Consider the following 21,272-nt stretch of genomic DNA (forward strand, 5'->3'; position numbering starts at 1 on the left):
TATCTATAGAAGCCACGGTTTGATCCTCCTTCTAAAGTAGAGTCGCGTCACTTTAGTAGAAATCATACCGTGGCTTCCCTTGTCAAGAAGCTCGGCGCAATTTTACACCACTACTTGAGACTATAACAATCAATTTTATTCAATTTTTGAAGCTATAGAAAATAAGGCAAATGCCTTAACGATTGGAACAGATCCGCAAATCATCAAAAGGTTCAACGAAGAAGTCCATCATGCAGTTTCCCACATCTGGGCGTTTAAAAGAAAAGTTCTCGGATTGATCCTGCGTTGCCAACTGCCTGGGGCGAACAATTTTCCGCTGTTAGTCGATCATGTGAGCAGGGAAGCCAATTATTTCAGAAATCGGTTGATGGAACTAAATACGGGCAGGTTGGAGCCGCTTCCTGACGCCATTATTAACGAGAACGTTTTTTTCCTGAGAATTATGGCCGATCATGCCAAGTTTATCAGTCATCTGCTTGATCCCTCGGAACGGAAGCTGGTAGATCAAGCCAATCATTTCAGCCAGGAATTCGACCAATTATTATTTCAAGCAAGAGATTTGGATTCCATGCGCCCGCAATCGCAAACGGCCCCTCTTCTTGATCAATTCCTTGACCAGAATCGGGTTTCCGTTAAATCATTACGTGACTTTAAGAAAACGGCGCGCGAGTTAATTGAAGCTTGCCGAATTAAAAGCATCATTCATCCGTTGCTGGCGGATCATGTGTTCCGTGAAGCTGAACGATTTTTATTCATTATCGATATGTTTGAAAACAGCTTGACAGGAAAACCTGTGCCTTCACTTCAAAGTATGATGATGGATTGATCCGGCATAATCCAATATCGACGACAAGAGGCAGGGGGACCTTCGTCCATGCAAAGGTCCCCCTGGGCGAGCCGATCGTTGGGATGCGCCGGCGTTATATTAGCGGGGCTTCCCGACCGGATAAAGCGGCTGTTCTCCGGAAAGGACGCGAATGACTTCCTCTGCGGCCATGCGGGCCATGCGGTAACCGGCCTCAACGGTGTTGGAGCCTACATGCGGAGACGATACGACGTTGGGCAGACGGACCAGATCGAGATGTAACGGAGGTTCGTGGACAAACGTATCCAGACCGGCGCCCGCGATTTGTCCATTCGACAGAGCCTCGTATAAATCTTCCTCGACGATCAGATCTCCCCGGGCCGTATTGATCAGGTAAGCCGTTTTTTTCATTTGCCGCAAGGCGTCCCTGTTGATCATCCCGATCGTCTCGGGTTGGGAAGGCACGTGCAGGGAGATGAAATCCGACTGCGCGTACAGCTCCGGCAAGCTTACATACTGGACGCCATATCGATCCGCCAGGTCCTGGCGGACGTTCCGGCTGTACGCGATCACCCGCATATCGAAGGCGACGGCTCGCTTTGCAACCTCCGCTCCGATCGCGCCCAAGCCGATGATCCCCAGCACCTTGCCTCCCAGCTCCGTGCCGGTGATGCGGTTCCAGCCGCCTTCTTTCACGCTCGCATTCATCTGCGGGATATGGCGCGCGGCGCACAGCATCAGGCTCATGGCCAGCTCCGCCACCGAACGGGTGGGAGCCCCCGGCGTAACGGTCACCGGAATCCCCAGCCGGGAAGCCGTCTCCACATCGATGTTATCGTAACCGACGCCGTATTTCGCCACAATTTTTAAGGTTGGCGCGCCCGCCTCCAGCACCTTGCCGGTCACCTCGTCGATGCCGGCAATCAGCGCATCCGCTCCCCGGATCAACTCCGCCAGTTCCGACTCTTTCAAAGGCCGGCCCTCCGGATTCCAGACGATTTCCATTCCCGCCTGTTCCAACAATGCCTTCGCTTCTTCCGAACGGGAAAAGGAACGCGGCAATGCCAACACTTTTGCCATAATCCGATATCCTCCTTCATACATCCGGACCGCGTCCGGTCTTGCCGATCAAGCGTGTTATGGCCCCGGTTCCGCTTAAGCTTCACCGGAGCCTTCCGTTCCGTATTTAGGCCGTCACTTTCTTGACCTGTACCCCGCCGGACTGGGTTTTGACCGCAATCGTCATGATGACGGAGACGATCAGGGACAGCGCCATAAACATGTAAGACGCATCGGGCGAACCCGTCGCTCCGTTCAGGTAGCCGACGATATAAGAGCCTGCAAACGAGCCGAGTGCGCCGAAGCTGTTGATCAAAGCGGTTGCGCCGCCTGCGACGTTGCGCGGCAGCAGCTCCGGAATAATCGCGAAGAACGGCCCGTACGGGGCATACATCGCGCCTCCGGCCACAACCAGAAGAGCATAGGACAGCCAGAAGTTCGACAATCCGACCAGATAGGAGCCGTAGAAGCAGACGGCGCCGACAAGCAGACAAATCCAGACGACGCCTTTACGGTTCATCGTGCGGTCGGCATAGTAGGAGACGGACAGCATGAGAATAACGGCTAACAGATACGGAACGGACGAGAGCCATCCGGCTGCTACAATCCCGGTATTCCCCGCCTGCTTAATGATCGACGGGAGCCACATGACAAAGCCGTAAACCCCGATGCTCCAGAAGAAATATTGAATGGAGAGCATGATCACCTTCGGGTTTTTGAACGCTTCCCGGTAGTTTTTGACGGTTTTCATGCCTTTTTGTTCTTCCAGAAGCGCTTGCTCCACATCGTTCTTCTCGCCTTCGGACAGCCACTTGGCGTCCCTCGGCTTATCCTGCACGAGCTTCCACCAGAACAGCGCCCAGATGACTGAAGGCAGCCCTTCAATGATAAACATCATCCGCCAGCCGAAACCGTGCACCAGGTAACCGGATAGGATCGACATCCACAATACGGTCACCGGGTTGCCTAAGATCAGGAACGTATTGGCTCTGGAGCGTTCCTCTTTGGTAAACCAATTGCTGAGAAAGATCAGCATAGCCGGCATAACAGCGCTTTCCACTACGCCGAGGGTAAACCGGATCACATACAAGAAGCGGATGTCCGTGACCACCCCGGTTGCGGCCGCGCATAACCCCCACAGGATCAGGCACCAGAATATGAGTTTCTTGGCGCTTTTCTGGGCGGCATAAGCGGCTCCGGGGATTTGAAAGAAGAAATATCCCAGGAAAAAGAGCGCTCCCAGCAAGGACGACGTCCCGGCGGTAATGTGCAAATCTTCGGCCATACCCGCCGCCGCGCCGAAGCTGTAATTCGCCCGGTCAAGGTAAGCCAGGCTGTACGTGATGAACACGATGGGAATGATTCTGAACCACCGGCTGGATGGCAGTTTTTTTGTTTCCATATCGCTAACCCCCTATGGATGGATGCAGGATGCGCTTATAAACGCTTCCAACTGGGGACGAGTCGGCAGTCCTTCCGAATCGCCCGCTGCCGTAACCGCTAACGCTCCGATGGCGTTGCCCCGGCGAACCGCGTCTCTAACCGTCAAGCCTTCCAACAAACCGCTGATCAATCCGACCGCGAACCCGTCCCCGGCTCCAACCGTATCCACCGCTCGAACGCGAAAGCCTTCGACGAAGCCTTCTTCCGTCGGGGTACGGTAGTAGGCGCCCTCCGGTCCCAGCTTGACCGCCACAAGCTTGACGCCCTGTTCCAGGTAAAAGCCGGCGATATCCCGCGGCTCCGAACGTCCCGTCAGAAGCTTGCCTTCCCCGATTCCCGGCAAGACCCAATCCGCTTGGCAAGCAAGCGAATTGACGACTTCGATCATTTCCGCCTGGCTGTTCCATAGCGGCGGGCGGAGATTGACGTCGAACGATACGGTACGGCCCGCTTGCTTCATGATGCGCAGCGCTTCGAATGCCAGCTCTCTCATGCTCGCCGAGACGGCAAGCGGAATCCCGGTCAGATGAAGGTGTCTGGCGCTTGTGAAGGAAGCCGGGTCGACGTCGTCCGCGCTCAACATGCTTGCGGCCGATCCTTTCCGGAAATAGTGAACCTGGGGATCTCCGCTCTCTGCCTTGGACTTCAACTGAAATCCCGTAGGATGCCGATCGTCCGTCAGCACCATGTCCACATCGACCCCTTCTTTGCGGAGGGACTCTATGATGAACGTACCAAACGGGTCGTTGCCGACTTTGCTGATCCAGCGCATCTTGTAGCCCAGCCGGGCCAGCCCTATGGAGACATTCGTCTCGGCTCCGGCCAATGCTCTCGTAAAATGTTCGACTTGATGCAGTTCGCCGGGGTGATCGGCAATAAACATAGCCATCGCCTCGCCGAACGTGACGACATCGCATGACTTCATACAACATCCTCCTATGCTTTCGCTATCATGGCCGCGTACCGGCGCAAAGCTTCGACCAGCTCCTCACCGTCGCCGGCAACCGGAAATTCGATTGTCCGCGGCGCGTCGCGGGGCAACAAGTCGACAATGCGCCGCCATAAACTTCCGGCTTCCTCCGGCAGGGGAACGGTTACGTTCTTCCCGTCCACGGCCACCACATGCTTCAAGTGAAGGTAAACGACGTACGGCTGCAAGACAGCGGCCGCTTCCGCTGCGTTCCACCCGGTCCAAGTCCAGTTCCCGACGTCGAAGGCCATGCCGATCGGCAATCCCGCTTTCCTGCAATCCTCGAAGAAGCGCTGAAGCTTCCGCACATCGCCGCCGTGGGGCGTCTGGTCGTTTTCAACCGTCAGCTTTAAAGCGCTTTCTCCCGGTACATGGCGCGACCAGTAACGTCCCAGTTCCGCCGGATCGGATTGTCCCGGCATATAATGCCCGAGCGAGACTTTCAGCAACACCGCGCCAACGGCCAACGCCTCCGGTACGACGACGTCCAGCATCGCCGCATTGAGCGATCCGTCGCTGTTCCATAATTCCACCGGAGCGGAATAAGCGCTTACAAGATGTTCGTCCTCGATCCGCCGCTTCAGAGCCGGCAAATCGGGGGAATTTTCCTTAAAAAGTTCTCGCCGGATTTCGATTCCGGCGCATCCCGCCGCTTTGGCCACCGGCACGCAGGCTTCCTGTCCGCGGCGAGCCGCAAGCGTTCCGAGAGACGCCGTTGTGGTAAAAACCTTCGTCATGCAGATACTCCTGTCTGTTTTTTTTACGTAAACACTTAATGGTATCGGTTTACGGAATCGATTCCATAAGACGGTTAAAGGAAAGCCGTCTAACCGCCAGACGGCTTCGGATTCGTGGTTGCCAATCCCATTTGCGCAATGTTTTATGGAATCGATTTACGAAATCGGTTCCATAGATAAAGTACAACAAGGACAGCGTCCTCGTCAATACGGTTTGCGTTATCTTTTTTTATTTTTGGGAAGGGGTCGAACCTCTAATTATCAATTGACCGGGCAATGCGATGCGTTCCTTCGCACTGTCATCGCCGCCGAGCCGCTGCAGCACTTTCTCCATGGCCCTTTGTCCGATTTCATAGGTAGGCTGCGCAACGGTAGTGATGCCCGATCCGATCACGGGAGCCCAGTCCGAATCGTCGAAGCCCGCAATGCCAATATCTTCGGGGATGCGCAGTCCTCTCGTTTGCAGGGCGTTGATCAGCTTTAACTGGGTGATTCCATTTACCGCAAAAAGCATGCGGGATTGTCCGGACGTTGCCTCGATAAACCGTTCCAGTTGCTCCTCCAGTTGTGCGTTTTTGCGGATTTCGAACTCGTACAGATCGTTGACGCTGGGGTGGCCGGCGTTCCGAAGAACATCCGTAAAAGCGAGAAACCGTTCCGCGCGCGAACTGACATGCTCGATCGGCTGCGAGAAAAAACCGATTCGCTCATAACCCTGATCCAGGAAAAACCGCGTCGCTTCGGACATCGCCCTGTAGTTATCCGTTCCGACGGTGTCGAAAGCCAAACCCGGTATTTCGCGGTCGATCAGGACGACGGGAATCCGCTCGTCCGCCATTTCGTTGAGGATGTCCTTGTTATGGCCGGTCGGGTGGATAATCAAGCCGTCGATGCGATGGGCTTGCATCATGTGGATATAATTTTTTTCTTTGACGGGATCGTTGTCGGTGTTGCAGACGATGATGCTGTAGCCGTGTCTTGTGCATACGTCCTCGGCGCCGCGAAGCACGGAGGTGGAATACGGATTGGAAATATCGGCGAAAATCATCCCGATGGAATAGCTCCGGGCCTGACGAAGTCCTCTCGCCATCCGGTTCGGTCTGTAACGGAGCTCCGCGATCGCCTCCTCGATCCGCTTCAGGGTGCTGGCGGATATCGACTTATAATCTCCGCTTAAATAGCGGGAAATGGTCGTTTTGGATACGCCGGCGGCTTTCGCCACATCGGCGATTGTCGCTTTTTGCGGTGATTTGGGTGGTTCATTGGTAGAATTCATGGCTTTTCCTCATTCTTACGTCGAATTTTGATCGCTAATCTGATTATAACCTGCTTTATCGCTCGTGTAACCGGGCGAGTTGGATCCTTGACCATTTGTTGGCGGCCCAGGAGGAAGGGAAGACGGCGGAGGAAGTGTTCGGCAAAGACCCCCGGGTGCTGGCGGATGAAATACATGAGCAACTGCCCCGGGAGCCTTTCCGGCACACGGCTTGGTTTATGGCGGAAATCTTATGCAGATTTTTGGATCGTTGCTGATCACGTTGGCCGGACTTGTTGATCTCGGCGCGGGCTATGGCGCTGCTCACAGCCGTTATGCTTGGAGCTGTTCGGATAGGTGCTATGTCAGCCATGAATTGCATCGCTGTATGGAAGTCAAAGGAAAGTATCTTTTACTGGTGCGGTTTTTCTTTTGCCCATTGTTCGCTGCCCTGTTGACAGCCACGTTCATTTCTTGTATGGTTAATTACATGACTAACTAACAATTGAAGTGGTGAGGACATGGGATTTTTCATCGACGACAGCCGACCGATTTTCATGCAAATTGCCGAGCGCATCGAAGATGACATCATTGAGGGGCGGTTGCCTGAAGAATCACAGGTCCCTTCGACGAATCAGTTCGCGTCCTTTTATCAGATCAATCCGGCGACGGCGGCGAAAGGCGTGAATCTGCTTGTGGATCAAGGAATCTTGTACAAAAAGCGGGGGATCGGCATGTTTGTGGCGGCAGGCGCGCGTGCGGCGCTTATCGAGAAGCGGAAGGAACAGTTTTACGAGCAGTACGTCTTGGCGACGATCCGGGAGGCGAGAAAGCTCGGCATCACCGCGGAACAATTGACGGATATGATCCGGAAAGGGGATAAAACGTTATGAGCATCGTCGCTTCGGTGAACGGCCTGACCAAAACGTACGGGAACGTAACGGCGGTCGACCATGTCAGCTTTGCGCTTGCGGAGAACAAAATATATGGCCTGCTCGGGAGGAACGGCGCCGGCAAAACGACGATCATGCATATGATAACCGCCCAGTTGTTTCCGACGAGCGGGGAGATTCGGGTGTTCGGAGAGAACCCTTACGAAAATAACCGTGTGCTCAGCCAAATATGCTTCATCAAGGAAAGCCAGAAGTATCCCGACAGCTTTTGCGTTGCTGATGTGCTGGAGGTGGCTTCCACGCTGTTCCCTTACTGGGACCGCGAGTACGCTAACTCGCTGATCGAGGACTTTCGGCTGCCGCTGAAGCGGAGGGTGAAGAAGCTGTCCCGCGGCATGCTTTCGTCCGTCGGCATTGTCATCGGCCTCGCCAGCCGCGCGCCGCTGACGATATTTGACGAGCCTTATCTCGGCCTTGACGCGGTGGCTCGAAGCTTGTTCTACGATCGGCTGCTTGAGGATTACGCCGCGCATCCGCGAACCGTCATCTTGTCCACTCACTTGATCGACGAGGTTAGCCGAATTTTGGAGCATATCATCGTGATCGACAACGGCCGGCTGCTGCTGAGCGAGGATGCCGACGTTCTTCGCGAACAGGCGTTTACGGTCGTCGGACCGGCCTCGGCTGTCCAGGCGTTTACGGAAGGCAAGCGCATCATTCACCGCGATATCTTCGGCGGTCTCGTGTCGGCCGCTGTCATGGAACACATGGCCCCGGATGTCCGGAAGCAAGCCGAAGCGCTCGGTCTGGAGCTCGCGCCGGTCTCGCTGCAGCAGCTCATTGTTCATCTGACAGGCGGGAAAATGGATAGAAAGGCGGCGAATGTCGAGTGAACCGAATCGCAAGCGTGATGAAGATTCATTTCAGAGACCGGTGGATGTGGCTGATCGTTCCCTGGGGATTCGTTCTGTTACCCAGCTTCATCGTGAATTACGTCATCAGCTTCTTCTTATCGGAGCCGCTGTATACCGGCGGGCTATCTTCCATCTATATTTATATGATGATAGCGGGTGTGCTCACCCTGCATCAAACATTTCCGTTCGCGATCGGCCTCAGCGTGCGGAGAACGGACTATTTCCTCGGCACCATCGCGGCTGTCGTAGCCAATAGCGCACTCCTCTCGATTGTCCTGTTCGTGTTCTCGACTGCGGAACACGATTGGACGACGAGATGGGGAACCGATCTGCACTTTTTCCATCTGCCGCACGTGCATGACGGTTCGCCTATCGAGCTGATCGTGATGTCGTTCGCCGTGCTGATGCACCTGTTTTTTCTCGGATTCGCCATATCCGGCGTGCACCGGCGGTTCGGCGCCATCGGCCTGTATACGTTTTTCGCCTTGCTGCTTGTGTCCTTGACTGTCGTCGGGTTTCTCGGCACGTATTACGAGTGGTGGGGCCGCATCTTCGGGTGGCTGGCCGAACATTCCGCGTTCCAGCTTGCGATGTGGACGGTTCCGGTGACGGTGTTTTATGTAATCGCGTCTTATTTGCTGCTGCGCAAAGCGACCGTTTGACGGGCGAGAGGAGAGTCGTCCGGGATATCCCGGATGGCTCTCCTCTCGTCTTTTATAAGCGGGATATTTTATCGGCGGGAGCAAGCTCGACATCGGATGGATGGAATATGCGGAAACGTTGGTGAAGTAATATGGAATGGGCTGTAACTCGCCGAAAATGGGAGGGGCGATGGTGAAGTTAACCGCAAGGAGACTTCTGGCATATTGGTTGGATATGACACTGACCGCATGCCTTTTAATCGGCGCGCAATTGTTACTGTACACCATGTTCTCCGGATTTCCGTTTGATTATTTGGACCGGGGATACGAGATAGAACTCTGGGTACTGGCCACGTTCTCCATGCCGGTGTGGATGTATTTCATTTGGAGCGAGCTCTCTCTGCGGAAAACGATCGGGAAGCAACTGCTCGGATTAAAAGTGATCAGCGAGAAAGGCCCCAGACTTACATTCCTTCAGGTTCTGGTAAGAACGTTTATCAAACTGCTGCCGTGGGAATTGACCCATTTGATCATTTTGGTGCCCGAGCCGTGGTGGGGGGCGGACGAACCGGCAAATGTTTTATGGATCTACCTGCCAAACGCCATGATGATCCTGTATATCGCGGTACTGTTATCGGGCAGAGGGGTCAAAGGGCTCCATGATTATCCCGCCCGAACCGGTGTCGTACACGACGCAAAAGCGCGGCGGAGGATGGAAAGGGGCGAAAGGAGGGGGAGTATGTAAATTTGCATCATTTGGAAATAGGCAAGACCATGGATGCCGCTTATGAACGGTTTTCCAAATCACATTGAAAAGGAGCTTGCTCATGAAGAAAAAGATTCTGGCGCTGAGTGCGGTTTTACTGCTGTCTTTAGCTTCGGTTGTGTATGCATCGGATTCCATTCAGGCCGTATTATTTCCGGTCGCTTATGAATTTAACGGCAAAACCAAAGAACTGCCTGACGAACTCGTCACCTTGAATTATGAGAATCGGGCCTACATTCCTGCCAGGTTTGTGGCTGAAAACTTGGGAGCCAGAGTCAGTTACGATCCCGATCAGCAAGTCATCAGGTTCAATAACTCCAACAGATTTGATGCGGCAACGCTCCAGATCGGCGACACCATAGCCGGAATGGAAGTCAAGGATTTTGATTTGCAGCAAGCGGACGACGAATATGTCGGAACGGTTCAGTTCTCCGGGTCTGCCTTGGTCACCGGCACCTTCTCCTATACGATGGACGAAAGGTTGGGAGAATTGCTTCTGTTTACGGTTGATCGGAACTCGCAGCAGAAGCTTCCTCAATTGTCTCACGATACGAGGACGCTCAGTTTTGTTTTTACGAATACGGAAGATGCCAAAAGGATGTTCGGTGTAAGCGGCGGAACGGCACCCGCAAGCGGGAAGGTTGCGGTGGAAATAGATGAGTTCTTCCTTAATTATCAGCATAAGGATGTATTCAATACAGCCAAATTAAACGATGTATACGTTCACTATAAAAAATAATGTTGATGCGATGACCACCTTTTAACCGAGGGTGGTCTTTTAAAACAAGAACCCGGCCATTATGGCAGAACGTATTTTAACTTTGCTCACGAAATCACCTCGCATCCATTTCTTTTGTGGGTACATCCTCCATTTTAGCCCGCTTGCGATAATACGCAGGAGACATTCCCGTATACTTTTTGAACGCCTTCGAGAAAGAAGGCAGATCGGGGAAGCCGACCGTCTGGGCAATCTCCGCCAGCGTATAGCTGGTCTGATCGATCAGCAATTGAGCTTCGGTCATCTTGAGCTTCTGCAAATATTTCATCGGCGACAAGCCGTATGTTTTGGTGAACTGCCTGGTGAAGTAAGTGCGTTCCACGCCGACGTATTCGGCCACGCTTTCGACGGTAATCCCGTCCGCATAGTGAATCTCCAGGTAATCCTTCCCCTCCTGCAGCCAGTCGACAGGAGGGGCGATGGCCCCGTCGATCTTCCGTTTTCTGGCCGCAAGCGAATCGATGATTTGATGGAAGATGCCGAGCTTTGCCAGGTCCGTATGCCTCTCGGGCGTCGTTACAATTTGGAAAAATTGCTCCATGAGTTCCAGGATATCGGCCGTCAGTACATGATCAAGGTGAGGCGTATAGGGCCCTAGACCGATCCGTTCGAGCAGTTGAAGCGCAAACTTGCCGTCGAAGGCGAAGAATACCTTTTTGAGCAGGGCGTCGGGATTTGTATAGTATTCATGCGTCACCTGCGGGAACAAGCAAAACAGGTCGTTCGGGCGCAAACGGTAGGTTCGATTGCTTTGGATAAACGTCCCTTCCCCTTCCACAACGAATAAAAGGTAATAATAGGGCGTAATACGCGGGCCGATATGATAGTTCGGCTTCGCGATATTCGCTCCGAGCCGGATCGGCCAAGCCGCTCCGGCCTTTTCATAGGAAGACGGGGTAAAATAGTGGATTTCGAGCCATTCATGATGATCTTCCTTCATATTGCGGAACATCGGATCACCTCTTGTTCGTCGAACCTGAACCTGGAATATCACAAAATGACAAATGAAAGAAACAACAAATTGCCATAGACGATCCGGACACGATCCTGTTATGATGTTAACACCAATTAATCATATAATATTAATAGGTTTTCTACCAGACCACTGGAGACAACAATATCCGTTCATGCATGTGAACTGTATATTGTTTTTTTTTATTTTCACAAGGGATCATCACAACCAAGAGCAAAGGGGAATCGGAGGCATGGGCAATTCAGGCAAAGTGGAGTTCGGATGGTTCATACCTACGAACGGAGACGGAAGATACTTGGGGGTGAAACCGGAACGCGAACCTTCGCCGCAATATTTTGTACAGGTGGCGCAGGCCGCGGAGAAAGCCGGATATGAATTCGCGCTTATACCGGCCGGCGGCGATTGCTGGGAAGGCTGGATCGTCGGTTCATGGGTAGCCGCGTCAACAAACAAGTTGAAGCCGCTGATCGCCATGCGGCCGGGCCTCATCACACCGGGTCTGGCAGCGCGGCTGGCGGCTACGCTGGATCGGATGTCGGGCGGAAGGGCGCTGATCAATGTCGTGACGGGCCATTATCCGGAAGACTTGAAAGCAACGGGAGATCCGCTGTACGGAAGCCATGACGAGCGCTACGAGCGGACGAAAGAATTTTTGGAAGTGGTGAAGGGCGTCTGGCAAACATCGGCCGAAGCCGGCGGATTTCATTACGCCGGCAAGCATTATTCGATGGAAGGCGGCGTATGCAAGCCGGACGTCGTTCAGCAGCCTCATCCTCCGCTCTATTTTGGCGGAAGCTCGGTTGCGGGCAAGCGGGTTGCGGCGGAATTGGCGGACGTGTACTTGATGTGGACGGAACCGGTTGACTGGATTAAAGGGCAGATTGCCGAAATGCAGACGTATCTCGACGAGCTTCAAGAGACAAAAGGCGTGGAAAGAAAACTGCGCTACGGCATTCGCGCTCAAATCATTGTCCGCGAAACCGAGGAAGAAGCAGAGGAAGCCGCCTGGCAGATTTTGAGCAAAGCCGATCGCGAACTCATCCGCGCGCGGGAGAAACAACATGCGAACACGGATGCCGTCGGCCAGAAACGTCAGATTGAATTGTTCCGCGCTGCGAAAGACCGGGATTACTGGATTGGACCGAATTTGTGGTCCGGGCTGTCGGCTGTGCGCGGCGGGGGCGGCGTCTCTTTTGTAGGCACGCCCGATCAGGTATCCGATCGCATCGTGGAATTTGTGGAAAGCGGCGTTACGTCGTTTATTTTATCCGGTTATCCGCATCTGGAGGAGGCCGAGATATCCGGGAAGCTGTTCTTGCCGCTCGTCAAGCAAAAACTGGCTGCCAAAGGTTACAGCGTTTAACATGTACAAAACGGAGGTTCGGTTCGGATGACAATTCGTAAATCAAATATCGTTTTACTTGCAGGGACGTTAGGATTAAGCATGGGATTGGCAGCATGCGGTTCGACCGGTAATCAAGGAGCGGCGGGCAGCACTGCCGGTCCGGGCAACGCCGCTTCAAACCAGCCATCGAGCGCTCCGTCCGCGGAACCGGTCACGATCAGCTTCATTCATTGGCGCGGCGAAGATGCCAAAGTGCTGGACGGCATCATTAAAAAATTTGAGGCGGAGAACAAAGACATCAAAGTGGAAACCCAGGTGTTTCCCTCCGAACAATACCAATCGACCGCGCAGGCGAAACTGCTGGACGGCTCGACAGGCGATGTGTTCACGTCCTTCCCGGGCGCCCAGTTCGAAGCGATTGCGAAAGCCGGGCTGTTCGCGGATTTGAGCGGAGAGCCGTTTATAAGCCGGTTCACGCCGGGCCTGATTCAGGCCGGCCAGAAAGACGGCAAGCAGCTTGCCATCCCCTATCAGCTTGTTTACAACATCCCTATTTACAATAAAGGCCTGTTCGAGAAATACAATCTTGAAGTCCCGAAAGACTGGGACGGATTCCTCCGCGTTGCCGAGACATTGAAATCCAACGGAATCATTCCGATTGCGTTCCCGGGCGCGGATATCGGACCCGGCCAATTCATGAACCCCATGGTGATGAATAACGCGCCGGATGAAGATATCTTTGTCAAATTGGAAGCGGGCGCGGCGAAACTCACGGACGAGTGGTGGGTCAAGACGCTGTCGCAGTTCAAGGAATTAAACGACAAGGGTTATTTCCAAAAAGACGCGCTGGGAACCAAAGGAGATGCGGCTATTGCGCTGTTCACCCAAGGGCAAGCGGCGATGCTCGCCACGGGATCTTATCAGCTTGCCGGGAATGCGGCCATCAATCCCGAACTGAAGCAAGGGTTGCTGGCGCCCATCACCGTACCGGCGGATCAGGCGGTTTTTGAAGGCATTCATACGACGACATTCATGCTGGCGGTAAACAGCAAATCCAAGCATCCGAACGAAGCGAAAAAGTTCCTAGAATTTTTGAGCCGGCCTGAAATCGCGGCCGAGTACGCGAACGGCACCGGACAAAATGTAACGGTCAAGGATGTGGCCTATACGAGCAAAGAGCTGCAAATCGTCGCGGAATGGACAACCAAAAAGACGCGCTTCCAGCCGAGATTCACCATTAAAAATGCGGAAGTGCAAAAGGCGGTGCTCGGCTCCATTCAAGCCGTTCTCGGCGGAACGGACCCGAAGCAAGCCGCTGCTCAAGCGCAAGCGATCGTCGATCAACAGATTGGAAAGTGAACGCGATGAAAAAACGGGTAAGGCTGCTTCCGTTTTTGGCGCCGGGATTGGCGTTGTATCTGGTCTTGTTCGTATATCCGACGCTGACGGGCTTCTATTATTCGTTAACCGACTGGGACGGCCTTTCGCCGTCCTATCGGTTTGTGGGTCTGGACAACTATGTGTCGACGGCGAAAGACATCGTGTTTAAAAAGTCCCTGGTCAATAATCTGAAATTTATGTTGACGGTCGTCCTCGTCCAGACGGTGATGTCGCTATTGCTGGCCCTTCGGTTGGCCAAGCAATCGAAGCGGAACATCGCGTTTCGCGCCTTGTTTTTTGTTCCGACGATTCTTTCGTCCGTATCGGTCGGCTTCATCTGGACGTTCGTGTACGACCCCAGTCTGGGATTGCTGAACGGCATGCTGAAATCGGTTGGCCTAGAAGCATGGACGCAGAATTGGCTCGGAAATGCCGATATCGCCATCTTATCGGTTGCGGCCGTTCAAGCCTGGGCGCATATCGGACAGATGATGATCTTGTTCGTGGCCGGCATTCAAGCGATTCCGAACGAGTTGATCGAATCCGCCAGACTGGATGGCGCGAATCCGTTTCAACTGTTTGTGCGCGTGATGTGGCCGCTGCTTGCGCCGGCGGCCGCCATTGTCGTGTCTTATTCCACGATTCAGTCGTTCAAGGCTTTCGATCTGGTATTCACGATGACGGGCGGGGGACCGAACTATTCAACCGAGATTTTGTCCACCTACATTTATAATTCCGCGTTTATGAATTACACGTTCGGGAAGGCATCGACGGCTTCCATCTATTTTCTGGTCCTGATCTCGCTGATTACGGTTCTTCAGTTCCGCGCGCTGCGGACCGATCGGGTATCCGACTAAATAAAGGCAAGGCGGTGAGACGATGGCGCTGAAATGGCTTGGCCGATTCCTGGTTCTTCTGTTCACGATCATCATACTGGCTCCGCTGCTGATCGTGTTGTTCACTTCGTTCAAGACCACGCCGCAGTTTTATGCGGACCCGTTGGGAGCGCCCGAGTCGCTTTCCTTCCACAACTACCGGTCGTTGTTCGAAGGACAGCCGATGGCGGCTTATTTTCTCAACAGCTTGACGGTCACCTTGGCGACGGTCGCGCTGGAACTGCTTATCGCCGGTTGCGTCGCTTATGCCATTATGCGATCCGGCCGGCGGGTTGGCGGTCTGGTCTTCGGTTTGTTCGCGCTTGGACTGATGGTGCCGTCTCAGGTCAATATGATTCCGATTTATTCGCTGATTCGCAAGCTGGGCTGGAGCAACAGCTTGACCGGGCTTGTGCTCGTTTCCCTTGCGGTGCTCTTGCCGTTATCCGTGTTTATGCTGTCCGGATTTATGAAGTCGCTGCCGAAAGAGCTGCTGGAAGCGGGAGAGATCGACGGGGCGGGGGAATGGAGATTGTTCGGACAGATCGTCGTTCCCTTGTGTGCGCCGTATTTTGCCTCGATTGCCGCTTTCCTGTTCGTCATTGTGTGGAATGATCTGCTGTTCCCGATGCTTCTGCTTACCGGCAAGGACAAGCTGACGTTGCCGCTCGCGCTGCTCAGTTTCCGCGGCGAGTATGTGTCCAATTACCCGATGCTTCTGTCGGGCGTGGTCGTTGCCGCCCTTCCGCTGATTATCCTGTTTATTTTCCTGCAGCGGTATTTTATCCATGGCGCGCTCGCCGGGGCGTTAAAGGGGTAAAGGGCAGGTTGGTCGTCGTGGGTATGGGAATACCGTTTCTATCCGCGCGCGGCGCAGGGGGATGCATAAAGGGGCGATGCAATGACCGCATGGCCATTACATCGCCCTGTGCCGCTTCGGCGGTTTCCGGAAGCGGAACGGTTGCGTTGGCGGCGACAACCGCCGAGCTTAGTTCAGGAAGCCCTCCAGCGCGATCGTCGGCTTCATGTCGGACTGCCAGGCTCCCTTGTTGTAGCCGCCGTTATAGCCGGGCGTGGCCTGGGGCTCCCAATAAAATACGCCAAGCCCTTTGCCGCCCGGAAGATTCCGGATCTTCGTCTTGATGTCGGTGATAAAGCTCTTGGCGGCCGCCGGCTGATTGTAGTCCATGCCGATCTCGGAGATCATGATGCTCTTGCCGTAACGAGAAATGAGATCGTTCGCGTTGCTGATCGTCTGGTTGACTTTCGTTTGCCAATCCGATGCGGACGGGTACAGCGACATGCCGATAATATCGAATGTAGCGCCGTTGCTGATAAGTCCGCCGATGTTCCACACGTACAGCGAATTGTCGTAGCCGTTGGAGAGATGGACGATTGTTTTCGTGGAGCTGCTGATCGATTTGACGGCATTGTTGCCGGTATTGATAAGCCAGGCGTAGTTTCTCATATTGACGGACGCCTTGCCGTCCTCCCATAGCATGCCGTTGTTCGTCTCGTTGCCGATCTGCACCCAATCGGGCGTCACGCCTCGGCTCTGCATCGTCGTCATGACGTCGCGCGTCCAGTTCCATACGGCATCCATCAGTTGCTGGAACGTGTAGTTCCGCCAAGCGGCCGGTTTGGTCTGTTTGCCGGGGTCGGCCCACGAATCGCTGTAGTGCAGCGTCAGCATAACGCTCAGACCGGCATTTTTGGCCCGGAGGGCCAAGTCGGCCGCGCGCTCTTTGTTCATGTAACCGTTGCCGTAATCGTTTGAAGGATTGACGAACACGCGGATACGGACGGAGTTGATCTGATAGTCTTGTTTCAAAATGTCAATGATGTCCCGTTGAACGCCGTTTTTGTCCTTCCACTTGTAGCCTTGCGCCTCCATACCCGGAACCCAGCTAATGTCCGCGCCTTTTGCAAAGGCCGGGGCGGCATTCGCATCGCCGGGAGTGACGGCATTGCCGAACGCCAGGGTCAAACCGAGCAGCGCTGTCAACAGCCATACAAACGTCTCTCGTTTCATCTTGATTCTCCCCTCGTTTTCATGTCAGCAGGTTTCCCCCTATGCCTGTTACCCCTCCTTTCCTCTCTTCACCCTAATTGTAAGCGCTTTATCGAAATCGAACAGGACATAATGGAAACAAATAGAATGTTTTCGTAACCCGTAGGTTGCAGCAAGGCGATACGGCTTGTCCGCGTGTTCCTTTCAGGAGATAAAAAGACGGGGGTCCGAAAATCTGTTCTCGAACCCCTCTGCTTTTCATTTGCTTCTTTCTATCAACGCACATCAGCCTGATTGCCTGTGTCGACAACCTGACTGGCTTCTCTCAGGCCATTTCCGCCTGCTATCCGAAAACCGAGATCCCAAAGTGCATCATCCATAGCTTTGCTTAACGAGTCGTTAGGCGAATGCGGTCAAGATGACAGCTATTGTATTGAATACTCCGTGAATGATCATGGCAGGAATCACGGATCCAGTACGTTCGTAGGTCCAGGCAAAGATGACCCCGCTGATAAAATTTACCGGCATCGCATTGAAAGTAGGATAATGTGCCGCTGTAAAGATTAGCGAGCTAATCACCATACTCCATCCTGCTCCTGTACGTGTTCGCAACCAGCGGTATACAAAGCCGCGATAAAAAATCTCTTCATATACCGGTGAAATGACTCCAGCGGCTGCGATTCCGATTAACACAGTGAACCCGTTAACTTGTTGTTTGAGAGCTTCTGTCTTGCTGTTATCTACACTGTTGCCGAATAAACTGGTGATCATGACGGCTGCTATACTGAGGGCAATAAGCACCAGGAGCCAAATCAAGATTCGCGACCAATAGCTTGAGGGAAAGCCGCGTACCCCTACAGATTGCCACGTCAGTCCATGAGGGCGCAAGGCAATGACATATAATCCGGTTAACAGGACAATCGCAATGGTTAGACCGGTCAACGTACCGGCATAAAGGGGAACATTCAGCCATGTTTCGTATAAGGACTGCACGCTGTGTTTGATGACAAAAATGACAAATCCGAATTCGAGAAGCAGTAAGGCGGAGAATTCACGCCAAGACCACGGATCATTGTGTTTCCATTGTTCTGCTGTTTGCATACATTCATCCTCCAGTACAAGTCTGCTATAATGACTATACAGGGTGACGCAACGTCACCCGCAAGCTTTATTTGTCAGGAGAATAGGCATGAACAAATGGACAACCGGGCAAGTGGCCAAACAGCGCAACATTTCGATTCGAACGTTGCGCTATTATGATCAGATTGGTTTATTGTGTCCCAGTAGTAAAGATGAGCATGGCAAGCGATATTATTCCGAAGAGGACCTGTTCCGACTTGAGAAAATTATGCTGCTGCGTTCATTGGCATTGCCGCTTGATGAAATCTCCCGGTTGCTGAACACCATGTCTTATCGGGAAGTGCTTGTGGCCCATCATAACTATCTGCAAGACCAGCTAGTCACCATACAGAAACAGATTGCCCATACCGTGTCCCTCATCAACATGGTTGATTTGGAGGATTCGCTGTCCTGGGAACGCGTGTCCGAATTGGTACGACAAGCGGATACCACGCCGAAAAGATGGGTCGATTACTTCCGGGAGGATGAACAGGCATTTTTGCACAAATCGCTGCCGCGTTTGGAAAGTGGAGACCGGATGACGCAGCAATATGTATCTCTGCTGCGTCGTATCGAATGGTGTCTTTCTCATGGCATTGGACCGCAAACAGAGGAGGGGATAGCGATTGCCGAAGAACTCATCTCGTTATCTCACGAGACTTTTGGAGGAGATCAGGCGTTAGCGGATAAATTTTGGGAGGTACGCAAACTTCCAGCCAAAGAAACGGGATTATATCCGCTGACGGAAGAAGTATTGCAGTTTGTGGAACAGAGCATGGCTTATGCGGAGCAGCAAAAACAGACCGCCAAGGGGGAGGGAATCTGAAAAAACAGGGAAAGGAAGTTCATTTTTTCATCTCAAGCATTACCTTTGTCTTTTAGCTATGAAAAAGAACGTCGTGATATCAACATATCTACACACCCGACGTCCAAATCCAAGTCCAAAACGACAGAAACCTCGATTTTGTCTTTGAGTATCTTGTTTCCGAAGTCGCTGCCGTCTGTCGTGAACGTCATAAATCGCGCAAAGTGTTGAAAACAAAGGATTTCTACGTATCGATCCGTTGTATTCCTATTACGCACTCCCACATAAGTAGAGACCTCTCACAGTCAAAATATGTTACATAGAATATACCTATGTCTACCGAAAAACGAAAAGCCCATTCACAAAAGAAATTGGGCTTTCTAATAATAGGCGGCTCTGAAACTGTTATTTTCTTACGAGCAACACACAGCACTCCACATGACTCGTATGCGGGAACATGTCGACCGGCTGAATCCATTCCAGACGATACCCGCCGGCGATCAGCTTGGCGCAGTCCTTGGCGAGCGTCGACGGATTGCAGGAGACGTAGACGAACCGCTCGGGCTTCACTTCCAGAGCGGCCGCGAGCAAGGCGTCGTCGCAGCCGGTGCGAGGCGGGTCGACGACGAGCACGTCGGGGCGGAAGCCGTCCCGAACCCATGCCGGGAGCAGCTTCTCAGCGCGTCCGACATGGAAGGTAGCGTTATCGGCGCCGCTGGCCAGCGCGTTCCGGCAGGCGTCCTCGACCGCTTCGGGGACAAGCTCGATGCCGCGGATCTCCTTCGCTTGCGGCGCCAGCCACAGGCCGATCGTACCCGATCCGCAGTACGCGTCGACCACCCGTTCGCTTCCGGTCAGGGCGGCCGCTTCTTTCACCGCGTCGTACAGCTTGACTGTCTGAATCGGATTCAATTGGAAGAAGGAACGGGGCGACAGGCTGAACTTGACCGAGCCGAGCTTCTCCTCGAGCTGTTCCTGGCCCCAGAGATGAATCGTCTCTTCGCCGAATACAAGCGGTGTCCGGCCCGGGTTGACGTTCTGCGAGATGCCGACGACTTGCGGCAGCTCCCGGCGGAGATGGCGGATCAGAACAAGCTTGCCGGGCAGCTCGCGCGAGGAGGTGACGAGCGTAAGCTGGACTTTGCCCGTTAGCCGGCTGACGCGGGCGACTACCGTGCGGAGCAGCCCTTGGCGCGTTTTCTCATGATAGACGGGCACGCGGACTTCCTTCAGCGCGCGTTTGACGCCTTCCATGACCGCGTTGATGGCGGGGTCCTGAATAGGGCAGCCCGAGATGTCCACGAGCTTGTGCGAGTTGGGCGAATATAAGCCGGTGACGAGCCGATCCTTGTCTGCGAGGCCCACCTGCAGCGAGGCTTTGTTGCGATAGCCGAGAGGGTTGTCCATGCCGAGGATCGGACGGATCGGCGGCTGCTCCAATCCGGCGTAGCGGGCGAACGCTTCGCGCACATGCTCTTGCTTGGCGCGAAGCTGCGCCTCGTAGCTCATATGCTGCATCTGGCAGCCGCCGCATTGGTCATAAAGCGCGCAGAACGGCTGAACGCGATCGGGCGACGGCGTCTCGATCTCGGCGAGCGTGGCTTGAATATAATTCGGTTCGATTTTGGCGACGCGGGCTTTGACGATCTCGCCCGTGAGCGCGCCGGGCACGAACACCGCTTTTTTGCGGAAATAACCGACGCCTTCGCCGTTGATGCCGATCCGCTTGATGGTCACGACGATCAGATGGCCGACTTCCAGAGACTCGGCGGAGTCCGCGCGGAAGACGCGTTCCCTGGCCGGACGCGCGGTCGCCGCCGATTGGGCGCGCGACCCGCGCTCGCGCGTGGCTCCACCTTGGGCGGAGGCGCGATTGCCGGCAGCCGGGACGAAGCCGCCGCGCGCCGGCCGCTCGTCCGAGCGCCGCGAAGCGCCGCCGGGGGCCGCGGCGAACCCTTCGCGCGCGGAACGGTTGCGGTCGCGTTCGCCGCCCTGACCGCGTGTCGCGAAGCTTTCGCGTGCGGGATGACCGCTGTCGCGTACGCCGTGTTGCCGGGGGTTCGCGAAGCCTTCGCGCACGGGACGTTTGCTGCCCCGATCGTCGCTCCGCGCGGTTTGCGGCTTGCTGTCCGGTTTCGGCACGGCGCTGCGATCCGCGCTCCTGCTCGGTTTATGGCTTGGAGGTTTCTTTCGATCTTGGGTTGTCATCGTATAGGCAGTTCCTTTCCGTTGCGCATATCCATCGACATAACTATACCATTGGACCGCCGCTTTTTCACCCGAAGGTTCCAGACAGGAACAAAAACCGCCGGAGGATGGGAACCGTTCGACAGGAGGGGGCCTTCCCGCTGTTGTACCCGTGCCGATCCGGTAGACGGACGCAAGCAGTCCGCATGCTCGCGGACGATCATTTCAGCGTCCAGGACGCCGAACAGCCGATCGGACCAAACGGCGGCCGGGATCGTACGGCGCTTGCCGCTCCATAATCGTTTCCATTTTGTCA

20 protein-coding genes and 1 pseudogene are annotated in these 21,272 nt (G+C 54.2%); 12 read left to right on the forward strand and 9 right to left on the reverse strand.

Translation table 11 applies throughout. The features are described 5' to 3' along the window. Window positions 1-127: 127 nt before the first annotated feature. Window positions 128-826 (forward strand): annotated as a pseudogene (locus tag FE781_RS15980) (DUF2935 domain-containing protein); the annotation flags it as partial. 99 nt (window positions 827-925) lie between these two features. Here the strand turns inward: FE781_RS15980 and FE781_RS15985 are convergent. The 5 genes from FE781_RS15985 to FE781_RS16005 form a co-directional block, all read right to left on the reverse strand. Then, window positions 926-1,885: a phosphoglycerate dehydrogenase gene (locus FE781_RS15985; RefSeq protein WP_138790618.1), complete on the reverse strand. Its 960-nt coding sequence runs from the start codon at window positions 1,883-1,885 to the stop codon at window positions 926-928. A gap of 106 nt (window positions 1,886-1,991) precedes the next feature. After that, window positions 1,992-3,266: an MFS transporter gene (locus FE781_RS15990; RefSeq protein ID WP_138790619.1), complete on the reverse strand. Its 1,275-nt coding sequence runs from the start codon at window positions 3,264-3,266 to the stop codon at window positions 1,992-1,994. A 12-nt stretch (window positions 3,267-3,278) separates the two neighbouring features. After that, window positions 3,279-4,232, reverse strand: a complete 954-nt coding sequence (locus FE781_RS15995) for a sugar kinase (RefSeq protein ID WP_138790620.1) — start codon at window positions 4,230-4,232, stop codon at window positions 3,279-3,281. Between the two features lie 11 nt (window positions 4,233-4,243). Next, complete coding sequence (locus tag FE781_RS16000) at window positions 4,244-5,014, reverse strand: sugar phosphate isomerase/epimerase family protein (protein ID WP_138790621.1); 771 nt, start codon at window positions 5,012-5,014, stop codon at window positions 4,244-4,246. Window positions 5,015-5,243: 229 nt separating this feature from the next. Next, on the reverse strand, window positions 5,244-6,290 hold the full coding sequence (locus FE781_RS16005; protein WP_138790622.1) for a LacI family DNA-binding transcriptional regulator: 1,047 nt from the start codon (window positions 6,288-6,290) through the stop codon (window positions 5,244-5,246). A 500-nt stretch (window positions 6,291-6,790) separates the two neighbouring features. Here FE781_RS16005 and FE781_RS16010 point away from each other — a divergent pair, with 500 nt between their 5' ends. The 5 genes from FE781_RS16010 (at window position 6,791) to FE781_RS16030 (ending at window position 10,222) form a co-directional block, all read left to right on the forward strand. Further along, complete coding sequence (locus FE781_RS16010; RefSeq protein ID WP_138790623.1) at window positions 6,791-7,162, forward strand: GntR family transcriptional regulator; 372 nt, start codon at window positions 6,791-6,793, stop codon at window positions 7,160-7,162. Next, window positions 7,159-8,055, forward strand: a complete 897-nt coding sequence (locus FE781_RS16015) for an ABC transporter ATP-binding protein (protein WP_138790624.1) — start codon at window positions 7,159-7,161, stop codon at window positions 8,053-8,055. Before FE781_RS16010 ends, FE781_RS16015 begins: the two co-directional genes overlap by 4 nt. Continuing rightward, entirely contained in the window at window positions 8,052-8,738 is a 687-nt protein-coding gene (locus FE781_RS16020; protein ID WP_138790625.1) for a hypothetical protein, read from the forward strand. The genes FE781_RS16015 and FE781_RS16020 overlap by 4 nt, the downstream gene beginning before the upstream one ends. A gap of 169 nt (window positions 8,739-8,907) precedes the next feature. Continuing rightward, window positions 8,908-9,462, forward strand: coding sequence for an RDD family protein (locus FE781_RS16025; protein ID WP_246068216.1), 555 nt, complete (start codon window positions 8,908-8,910; stop codon window positions 9,460-9,462). Between the two features lie 82 nt (window positions 9,463-9,544). Further along, a complete protein-coding gene (locus FE781_RS16030) occupies window positions 9,545-10,222 on the forward strand; it encodes a stalk domain-containing protein (protein WP_138790626.1) in 678 nt (225 codons plus the stop codon). 94 nt (window positions 10,223-10,316) lie between these two features. Here the strand turns inward: FE781_RS16030 and FE781_RS16035 are convergent, their stop codons facing one another. Continuing rightward, on the reverse strand, window positions 10,317-11,213 hold the full coding sequence (locus FE781_RS16035; protein ID WP_138790627.1) for a helix-turn-helix domain-containing protein: 897 nt from the start codon (window positions 11,211-11,213) through the stop codon (window positions 10,317-10,319). A 253-nt stretch (window positions 11,214-11,466) separates the two neighbouring features. On the opposite strand from FE781_RS16035, the gene FE781_RS16040 reads away from it, so the two are divergent. The 4 genes from FE781_RS16040 to FE781_RS16055 all read left to right on the forward strand — a co-directional run bounded on the left by FE781_RS16040 (window position 11,467) and on the right by FE781_RS16055 (window position 15,654). Continuing rightward, a complete protein-coding gene (locus FE781_RS16040; RefSeq protein WP_138790628.1) occupies window positions 11,467-12,597 on the forward strand; it encodes an LLM class flavin-dependent oxidoreductase in 1,131 nt (376 codons plus the stop codon). Window positions 12,598-12,678: 81 nt separating this feature from the next. Beyond that, the gene (locus FE781_RS16045) at window positions 12,679-13,938 is read left to right on the forward strand and encodes an ABC transporter substrate-binding protein (protein WP_379253381.1); all 1,260 of its coding nucleotides are present in this window, start codon (window positions 12,679-12,681) and stop codon (window positions 13,936-13,938) included. 5 nt (window positions 13,939-13,943) lie between these two features. After that, a complete protein-coding gene (locus tag FE781_RS16050; RefSeq protein ID WP_138790630.1) occupies window positions 13,944-14,816 on the forward strand; it encodes a carbohydrate ABC transporter permease in 873 nt (290 codons plus the stop codon). 22 nt (window positions 14,817-14,838) lie between these two features. Further along, window positions 14,839-15,654, forward strand: coding sequence for a carbohydrate ABC transporter permease (locus tag FE781_RS16055; protein WP_138790631.1), 816 nt, complete (start codon window positions 14,839-14,841; stop codon window positions 15,652-15,654). 168 nt (window positions 15,655-15,822) lie between these two features. Here the strand turns inward: FE781_RS16055 and FE781_RS16060 are convergent, their stop codons facing one another. Together FE781_RS16060 and FE781_RS16065 are read right to left on the reverse strand one after the other, a co-directional pair. Further along, complete coding sequence (locus FE781_RS16060; RefSeq protein WP_138790632.1) at window positions 15,823-16,866, reverse strand: glycoside hydrolase family 53 protein; 1,044 nt, start codon at window positions 16,864-16,866, stop codon at window positions 15,823-15,825. A gap of 378 nt (window positions 16,867-17,244) precedes the next feature. Beyond that, window positions 17,245-17,946: a CPBP family intramembrane glutamic endopeptidase gene (locus FE781_RS16065; protein ID WP_138790633.1), complete on the reverse strand. Its 702-nt coding sequence runs from the start codon at window positions 17,944-17,946 to the stop codon at window positions 17,245-17,247. Window positions 17,947-18,034: 88 nt separating this feature from the next. Here FE781_RS16065 and FE781_RS16070 point away from each other — a divergent pair, with 88 nt between their 5' ends. After that, window positions 18,035-18,790: a MerR family transcriptional regulator gene (locus tag FE781_RS16070; RefSeq protein WP_138790634.1), complete on the forward strand. Its 756-nt coding sequence runs from the start codon at window positions 18,035-18,037 to the stop codon at window positions 18,788-18,790. Window positions 18,791-19,174: 384 nt separating this feature from the next. Here the strand turns inward: FE781_RS16070 and rlmD are convergent, their stop codons facing one another. Next, on the reverse strand, window positions 19,175-20,911 hold the full coding sequence (gene rlmD / locus FE781_RS16075) for a 23S rRNA (uracil(1939)-C(5))-methyltransferase RlmD (RefSeq protein ID WP_246068217.1): 1,737 nt from the start codon (window positions 20,909-20,911) through the stop codon (window positions 19,175-19,177). Between the two features lie 173 nt (window positions 20,912-21,084). Between rlmD and FE781_RS17560 the strand changes: the two genes are divergently transcribed. Further along, window positions 21,085-21,255 carry a hypothetical protein gene (locus FE781_RS17560; RefSeq protein ID WP_170209572.1) on the forward strand — a complete coding sequence of 57 codons (171 nt, stop codon included), beginning with the start codon at window positions 21,085-21,087 and terminating at the stop codon, window positions 21,253-21,255. Window positions 21,256-21,272 lie beyond the last annotated feature (17 nt).

Origin of the sequence: Paenibacillus thermoaerophilus, assembly GCF_005938195.1 — a bacterium.
In the GTDB taxonomy this organism is placed as follows: domain Bacteria; phylum Bacillota; class Bacilli; order Paenibacillales; family Reconciliibacillaceae; genus Paenibacillus_W; species Paenibacillus_W thermoaerophilus.

Excerpts from the sequence above, each read along its gene's own strand:
- FE781_RS16050 (WP_138790630.1), top strand. The coding sequence starts at position 13,944 with ATGAAAAAACGGGTAAGGCTGCTTCCGTTTTTGGCGCCGGGATTGGCG.
- FE781_RS16005 (WP_138790622.1), bottom strand. The coding sequence starts at position 6,290 with ATGAATTCTACCAATGAACCACCCAAATCACCGCAAAAAGCGACAATC.
- FE781_RS16065 (WP_138790633.1), bottom strand. The coding sequence starts at position 17,946 with ATGCAAACAGCAGAACAATGGAAACACAATGATCCGTGGTCTTGGCGT.
- FE781_RS15990 (WP_138790619.1), bottom strand. The coding sequence starts at position 3,266 with ATGGAAACAAAAAAACTGCCATCCAGCCGGTGGTTCAGAATCATTCCC.
- FE781_RS16035 (WP_138790627.1), bottom strand. The coding sequence starts at position 11,213 with ATGTTCCGCAATATGAAGGAAGATCATCATGAATGGCTCGAAATCCAC.
- FE781_RS15995 (WP_138790620.1), bottom strand. The coding sequence starts at position 4,232 with ATGAAGTCATGCGATGTCGTCACGTTCGGCGAGGCGATGGCTATGTTT.
- FE781_RS16015 (WP_138790624.1), top strand. The coding sequence starts at position 7,159 with ATGAGCATCGTCGCTTCGGTGAACGGCCTGACCAAAACGTACGGGAAC.
- FE781_RS16030 (WP_138790626.1), top strand. The coding sequence starts at position 9,545 with ATGAAGAAAAAGATTCTGGCGCTGAGTGCGGTTTTACTGCTGTCTTTA.
- FE781_RS16045 (WP_379253381.1), top strand. The coding sequence starts at position 12,679 with ATGGGATTGGCAGCATGCGGTTCGACCGGTAATCAAGGAGCGGCGGGC.
- FE781_RS16060 (WP_138790632.1), bottom strand. The coding sequence starts at position 16,866 with ATGAAACGAGAGACGTTTGTATGGCTGTTGACAGCGCTGCTCGGTTTG.
- FE781_RS16055 (WP_138790631.1), top strand. The coding sequence starts at position 14,839 with ATGGCGCTGAAATGGCTTGGCCGATTCCTGGTTCTTCTGTTCACGATC.
- FE781_RS16025 (WP_246068216.1), top strand. The coding sequence starts at position 8,908 with ATGGTGAAGTTAACCGCAAGGAGACTTCTGGCATATTGGTTGGATATG.
- FE781_RS16070 (WP_138790634.1), top strand. The coding sequence starts at position 18,035 with ATGAACAAATGGACAACCGGGCAAGTGGCCAAACAGCGCAACATTTCG.
- FE781_RS16010 (WP_138790623.1), top strand. The coding sequence starts at position 6,791 with ATGGGATTTTTCATCGACGACAGCCGACCGATTTTCATGCAAATTGCC.
- FE781_RS15985 (WP_138790618.1), bottom strand. The coding sequence starts at position 1,885 with ATGGCAAAAGTGTTGGCATTGCCGCGTTCCTTTTCCCGTTCGGAAGAA.
- FE781_RS17560 (WP_170209572.1), top strand. The coding sequence starts at position 21,085 with ATGGGAACCGTTCGACAGGAGGGGGCCTTCCCGCTGTTGTACCCGTGC.
- FE781_RS16000 (WP_138790621.1), bottom strand. The coding sequence starts at position 5,014 with ATGACGAAGGTTTTTACCACAACGGCGTCTCTCGGAACGCTTGCGGCT.
- FE781_RS16040 (WP_138790628.1), top strand. The coding sequence starts at position 11,467 with ATGGGCAATTCAGGCAAAGTGGAGTTCGGATGGTTCATACCTACGAAC.